The 5,504-nt window shown below is 49.1% G+C and carries 7 protein-coding genes and 1 pseudogene; all 8 read left to right on the top strand.

Going from position 1 to position 5,504, the window contains the following annotated elements; translation table 11 throughout:
* Positions 1 to 248 (top strand): annotated as a pseudogene (locus Q672_RS34345) (addiction module toxin RelE); the annotation flags it as partial.
* 100 nt (positions 249 to 348) lie between these two features.
* A complete protein-coding gene (locus tag Q672_RS34150; RefSeq protein ID WP_152521838.1) occupies positions 349 to 870 on the top strand; it encodes a hypothetical protein in 522 nt (173 codons plus the stop codon).
* The gene (locus Q672_RS29460; RefSeq protein ID WP_031226783.1) at positions 863 to 1,342 is read left to right on the top strand and encodes a hypothetical protein; all 480 of its coding nucleotides are present in this window, start codon (positions 863 to 865) and stop codon (positions 1,340 to 1,342) included. Before Q672_RS34150 ends, Q672_RS29460 begins: the two co-directional genes overlap by 8 nt.
* 442 nt (positions 1,343 to 1,784) lie before the next feature.
* The gene (locus tag Q672_RS29455) at positions 1,785 to 2,624 is read left to right on the top strand and encodes an REP-associated tyrosine transposase (protein ID WP_031226781.1); all 840 of its coding nucleotides are present in this window, start codon (positions 1,785 to 1,787) and stop codon (positions 2,622 to 2,624) included.
* Between the two features lie 266 nt (positions 2,625 to 2,890).
* Positions 2,891 to 3,214: a hypothetical protein gene (locus Q672_RS29450; RefSeq protein WP_022986113.1), complete on the top strand. Its 324-nt coding sequence runs from the start codon at positions 2,891 to 2,893 to the stop codon at positions 3,212 to 3,214.
* Between the two features lie 354 nt (positions 3,215 to 3,568).
* On the top strand, positions 3,569 to 4,135 hold the full coding sequence (locus Q672_RS29445) for a DUF6990 domain-containing protein (protein ID WP_022986112.1): 567 nt from the start codon (positions 3,569 to 3,571) through the stop codon (positions 4,133 to 4,135).
* Positions 4,136 to 4,386: 251 nt separating this feature from the next.
* Positions 4,387 to 4,725 carry a hypothetical protein gene (locus Q672_RS34280; RefSeq protein WP_022986111.1) on the top strand — a complete coding sequence of 113 codons (339 nt, stop codon included), beginning with the start codon at positions 4,387 to 4,389 and terminating at the stop codon, positions 4,723 to 4,725.
* 320 nt (positions 4,726 to 5,045) lie between these two features.
* Complete coding sequence (locus Q672_RS29435) at positions 5,046 to 5,456, top strand: hypothetical protein (RefSeq protein ID WP_022986110.1); 411 nt, start codon at positions 5,046 to 5,048, stop codon at positions 5,454 to 5,456.
* Positions 5,457 to 5,504 lie beyond the last annotated feature (48 nt).

Below are 5,504 nucleotides of genomic sequence, written 5' to 3'. Positions count from 1 at the left end.
GTGATGAGGATTTTGTTGCAAAAAGCCTTTCGCATGCTGATGGAACAGAAGACGTCAATGTGCCGCGTGCACAACGCAGGCCGCCGCCCCCCTCGCTTGAAGAGATTGTTCGGAGTAACCCAGACCGAAATGCTGCGATTATTGCCGCGTATGCAAGTGGAGGCTATAGCTACCAGGATATTGGCAGCTATTTTGGTCTTCACTTTACAACAGTGGCGAAGATTGTCCGGCAGGCCAAGTCTGGATAGGAAAGTGGGGTGGTATAAAATATAGACTTGGCCCCACCCCTTTAATTATCAGGGTACTTGGGAAAAGGCGAACCATTATTTTGCTGATAAGCAATCCGAGGTGAACCAAATTTTGTTCACATCAATACTCGGTGGTGGGATTCTGAAAACCTTTCATGTTAGTTCTGGTTTAATTATGGCTGGGGGTGTTGGTTCTACAGGGGTAGGGTTAGCCAGAAACGGGGTTCCAGGCGCTGTAGCTGCGGCCAGTAGTTATGGACAGGTCGTTACAGGGGTCTCATCTTGTGCGTATGCAATTTCTTCTTGTTGGGTGACGGCTCCAGTCGCCCTTGATGGAGTCAATGATTATTATAAAGCTGTTTTGTCTCCTTCTAATCCGGCTTTAAATAGATCGAGTTTATACGCTATTGGTTCAAACTTTGTTTTTGGTGATTCGAAGCCAGGGGGCGTTTTAGACTATGCTACCGATGCTCTCTCCCTTTTTTCCTCCCCCCATCGCTTATTGGATTATAAAAATAATGACTTGATTTCTGAGGTTGTTGGGGTCTCCTCCGGTGGGGTTGGATTGTTCTCGGAATTAACTAGCGGAAGGTTGAGTGTAAAGGGTGGCGATGATGAATGAGTCTAATGTTTTATACTATGCTAAGCCTTGGGAGATTTTTATTTGTATTGTGGCTTTCCTTAGCCTAGTGCTCTGGATGGTTATTAGTGTTCCCTCTGTATCTGATGAGAATGTTTATTCAGTTGATGATGTGATTGTGTCTTATCGCTGCTTTAGTGGCGGAAAATCGGATTATGTGAAATTTATAGGGGCTTCCGGAAGAAAATATAGTGTGGGGGCGCGAAAAGGTGATTGCCGCAATTCCAAGGATAAGTTTGATTTTGTGGGGAAAAATGTAACAGCCTATTTTGTGGATGGTGGTGACGAAATTCCCATTCAGCTTGATATAGATGGTATTGAAGGGTACGAGGGGGGGGTTACTTATAATCTCGTTATAATGGTGACTTTGATTGCAGCTAGTTTGGTTTTTTTTCCATTTTTCGTTTTTTTGGTTGCGCGTCAAAAAAAGGAAAGGGAACAAAAAACGCAATAGTAATTGGTCATTGGTCACGGAGGTCAGACGCAATCATCGGGGGCACAATCATCGGGGACACGCAGAGCGCCGGGCCAAGCTGGCGGTAAATCAAGCGGTGCAAGTCCGCTATTTGGTAAGGGGGTCGCGGGAAGTCGAGGACACGCATGAATTGGAAGATCTCCTACAAGGGTTGTAGCCTTTAGCTGATATTAATCTGTCCTTTTGGTCAGTACTGTTGGGGCATGGCATAGCAAGGAGGCTGCCCATGACCCGCGCTCGTTATACCCAGGTATCCCTCGATTCTACGTCTTACTATCACTGTATCTGCCGCTGTGTACGGCGGGCTTTTCTGTGTGGCAAGGATCATTATTCCGGTCAGGACTACGAGCATCCGAGAGTATTGGCGAGAGTATTGGGGTCAGGTCTATACTTTAGACTTTCCTTAGTTTAGGGTTTGGTGATGTCTAGACCAATCCGTATTGAATTTCCAGGAGCGCTTTATCATGTGACGTCCCGTGGGGATCGGCGCGAGGCGATCTATGAGGATGAGGAAGACAGGGAGCGTTTTCTGGCGTTGCTTGGCAATGTTGCGTCGGATTTTAACTGGGTTTGTCATGCCTGGTGTTTGATGGGGAATCACTACCACCTCGTCATCGAAACACCGGATGGCAACCTTTCCAAAGGGATGCGGCAACTGAATGGTGTTTACACGCAGTATAGTAACCGGCGTCATCGACGGGTGGGGCATCTCTTTCAGGGGCGTTATAAAGCGATTCTTGTCGATGGTGATAGTTATCTGCTGGAGCTGGGCCGGTACGTTGTATTAAACCCGGTGCGGGCGGGGATGGTGAAAGAGCCAGGAGAGTGGCCCTGGAGCAGCTATTTGGCAATGGTCGGTAAACAGCCCAGCCCTCCCTGGCTGGAAACGGATGGCCTGCTGGCTGCTTTTGGCCGGAAGCGTGCTGTGGCGATAAGGCGATACCGCGAATTTGTGTTTCAGGGAATAGGGGGAGAGTCGATCTGGATTAACCTCAAATCGCAGGTTTTTCTGGGTGATGAGGATTTTGTTGCAAAAAGCCTTTCGCATGCTGATGGAACAGAAGACGTCAATGTGCCGCGTGCACAACGCAGACCGCCGCCCCCCTCGCTTGAAGAGATTGTTCGGAGTAACCCAGACCGAAATGCTGCGATTATTGCCGCGTATGCAAGTGGAGGCTATAGCTACCAGGATATTGGCAGCTATTTTGGTCTTCACTTTACAACAGTGGCGAAGATTGTCCGGCAGGCCAAGTCCGGATAGGAAAGTGGAGTGGTAAAAATATAGACCTGACCCCGACTCCTTCACATTGCAAATGGAATTGTGAAGCCGACCATGACATGGACCCTGGGGACCGGTTCTATTGGTGTGATTGATGGTTATTACGACATTTTTGATATTAAAGGGCCGCCAGGTTATGTCCCGAGTGGGGTTGAGCATTTGATTTAGGGAGGTTTTTTTACTGGTCAGGCTGTTGGTTCCGGTCTTAAATCATCATCAGATTACTATGAGTATAGAAAGGGAGAGTGATGGGGCAGTCTGAAGCATTCTTGGTGTCGGCTATAATTAGTTTGTTTGTAATGTTTGCTTACCCGTATTTTTTTGGAAAGAGGTATCAATCCGATACGGCTAAAATATTTTCTGGTTGTGGGGTGGGTGTGCTTTTTATGAATTTAATGCATTTTTTCTCGTCTGGCTCAATTGTTTCTGGAAAAGATGGAAGTGCTGTAGGTCTGTTGGACACTTTGTGGTTGACGATAGGGGTGTTTTTATTTATGGCGTGGGCGGCTGCGTTGTCTGAGATTTTCCTGAGAAGAAAAATGGATAAGATTAAGAAATTAAAGAAACATTGAGGGTCAGGTCTGAATGGCACTCGCGGTTTCAAGTAATAAGTGCAATTCATTTACGCGGCGAGTAGATCCTCTCGCCACCCCCCCCTCGCTTGAAGCGATTGTTTGGAGTCACCCAGACCGAAACGCTGCGATTATTGTCGCGTATGCAAGTGGAGGCTATAGCTACTAGGATATTGGCAGCTATTTTGGTCTTCACTTTACAACAGTGGCGAAGATAGTCCGGCAGGCCAAGTCTGGATAGGAAAGTGGGGTGGTATAAAATATAGACCTGACCCTGGCTCCTGACCCTTTGAAAGATCAAGGCTATCCAAATGGTATTCCGATTGAGATTCGAGAGTTTCCTGGGGCAGGCTAATGAAGATTGTCGAAATTACGAATGTATTGAAATCACTGGGTTGGTCGATATCGAGAGACGAGGTGGGTGATCGTCTTGCTTCCTATAGGTTGTCGGATCGGACCGCGGATATCATTTACGGCCTGAAAAAGTTGCCTGACAAACAGCAGCTATGGGTCATGCGCTCGACTTCAACGGATGCGTTTTCTAGCGCTTGCGCTAAAGTTGATCCCGGTTACGGGATGTCCGCTCCTCTCGTGACGCCGTGGAACAACCCAGATATCCGCGCGTCTTCAATTCTTGAAGAGCACGTCAGGCTGGCGTCGGAGGAGGCGATCTTGTGGGCGCGGGAGCAGGATTTGGAAAAAGCGTTGCGGGAGCACGCAGATTTGCCGACCGGTGCGCCGGGCGCGCGTCCAATCTGGCACTTGGCGGCATTGGCGTTGCTTGGTGATATTGCGAAGCTGAAATCCTATCAGGCCAGTTTTGAGGGCGGTGACCGGCTCGGTTTCGTACCCTATGTAACTAAGGGTTATATTGATCGGGCTGTGTCTCTTGCCGAAGAGCTAGAGAATAATCGGGCGTAACGCAACAAGCATAGCGAGGGTCAGATATCCTTTTGAAGGTTAGAAATTAAGTAGAATAAGGAGTTTTGGGGCCTGAGTTTTGGGGGCAGGTCTAAACTTTAGACTTTCCTTGGTTTAGGGTTTGGTGATGTCTAGACCAATCCGTATTGAATTTTCAGGAGCGCTTTATCATGTGACGTCCCGTGGGGATCGGCGCGAGGCGATCTCTGAGGATGAGGAAGACAGGGAGGGTTTTCTGGCGTTGCTTGGCAATGGTTGGCAAGCAGCCCAGCCCTCCCTGGCTGGAAACGGATGGCCTGCTGGCTGCCTTTGGCCCGAAGCGCGCTGTGACGATAAGGCGATACCGCGAATTTGTGTTTCAGGGAATAGGGGGAGAGTCGATCTGGATTAACCTCAAATCGCAGGTTTTTCTGGGTGATGAGGATTTTGTTGCAATAAGCCTTTCGCATGCTGATGGAACAGAAGACGTCAATGTGCCGCGTGCACAACGCCGGCCGCCGCCCCCCTTGCTTGAAGAGATTGTTCGGAGTCACCCAGACCGAAACGCTGCGATTATTGTCGCGTATGCAAGTGGAGGCTATAGCTACTAGGATATTGGCAGCTATTATGGTCTTCACTTTACAACAGTGGCGAAGATAGTCCGGCAGGCCAAGTCTGGATAGGAAAGTGGGGTGGTATAAAATATAGACCTGACCCCGACTCTGACCCGGGCGTATGCCTGAAAGTGTCCATGGAATATTGGGGGCTGGTCTATACTTTAGGCTTTCCTTGGTTTAGGGGCTGGTGATGTCTAAACCAATCCGTATTGAATTTTCAGGAGCGCTTTATCATGTGACGTCCCGTGGGGATCGGCGCGAGGTGATCTCTGAGGATGAGGAAGACAGGGAGGGTTTTCTGGCGTTGCTTGGCAATGGTTGGCAAGCAGCCCAGCCCTCCCTGGCTGGAAACGGATGACCTGCTGGCTGCCTTTGGCCCGAAGCGCGCTGTGACGATAAGGCGATACCGCGAATTTGTGTTTCAGGGAATAGGGGGAGAGTCGATCTGGATTAACCTCAAATCGCAGGTTTTTCTGGGTGATGAGGATTTTGTTGCAAAAAGCCTTTCGCATGCTGATGGAACAGGAGACGTCAATGTGCCGCGTGCACAACGCTGGCCGCCGCCGCCCTCGCTTGAAGCGATTGTTCGGAGTCACCCAGACCGAAACGCTGCGATTATTGCCGCGTATGCAAGTGGAGGCTATAGCTACCAGGATATTGGCAGCTATTTTGGTCTTCACTTTACAACAGTGGCGAAGATAGTCCGGCAGGCCAAGTCTGGATAGGAAAGTGGAGTGGTATAAAATATAGACTTGGCCCCGACTCCTTTATTC

It is taken from the genome of Alcanivorax sp. P2S70, from assembly GCF_000475295.1.
GTDB classification, from domain to species: Bacteria; Pseudomonadota; Gammaproteobacteria; order Pseudomonadales; family Alcanivoracaceae; genus Alcanivorax; species Alcanivorax profundi.
Note: the sequence above shows the minus strand (reverse complement) of the source record. Positions and strands in the feature narration are given on the sequence as shown.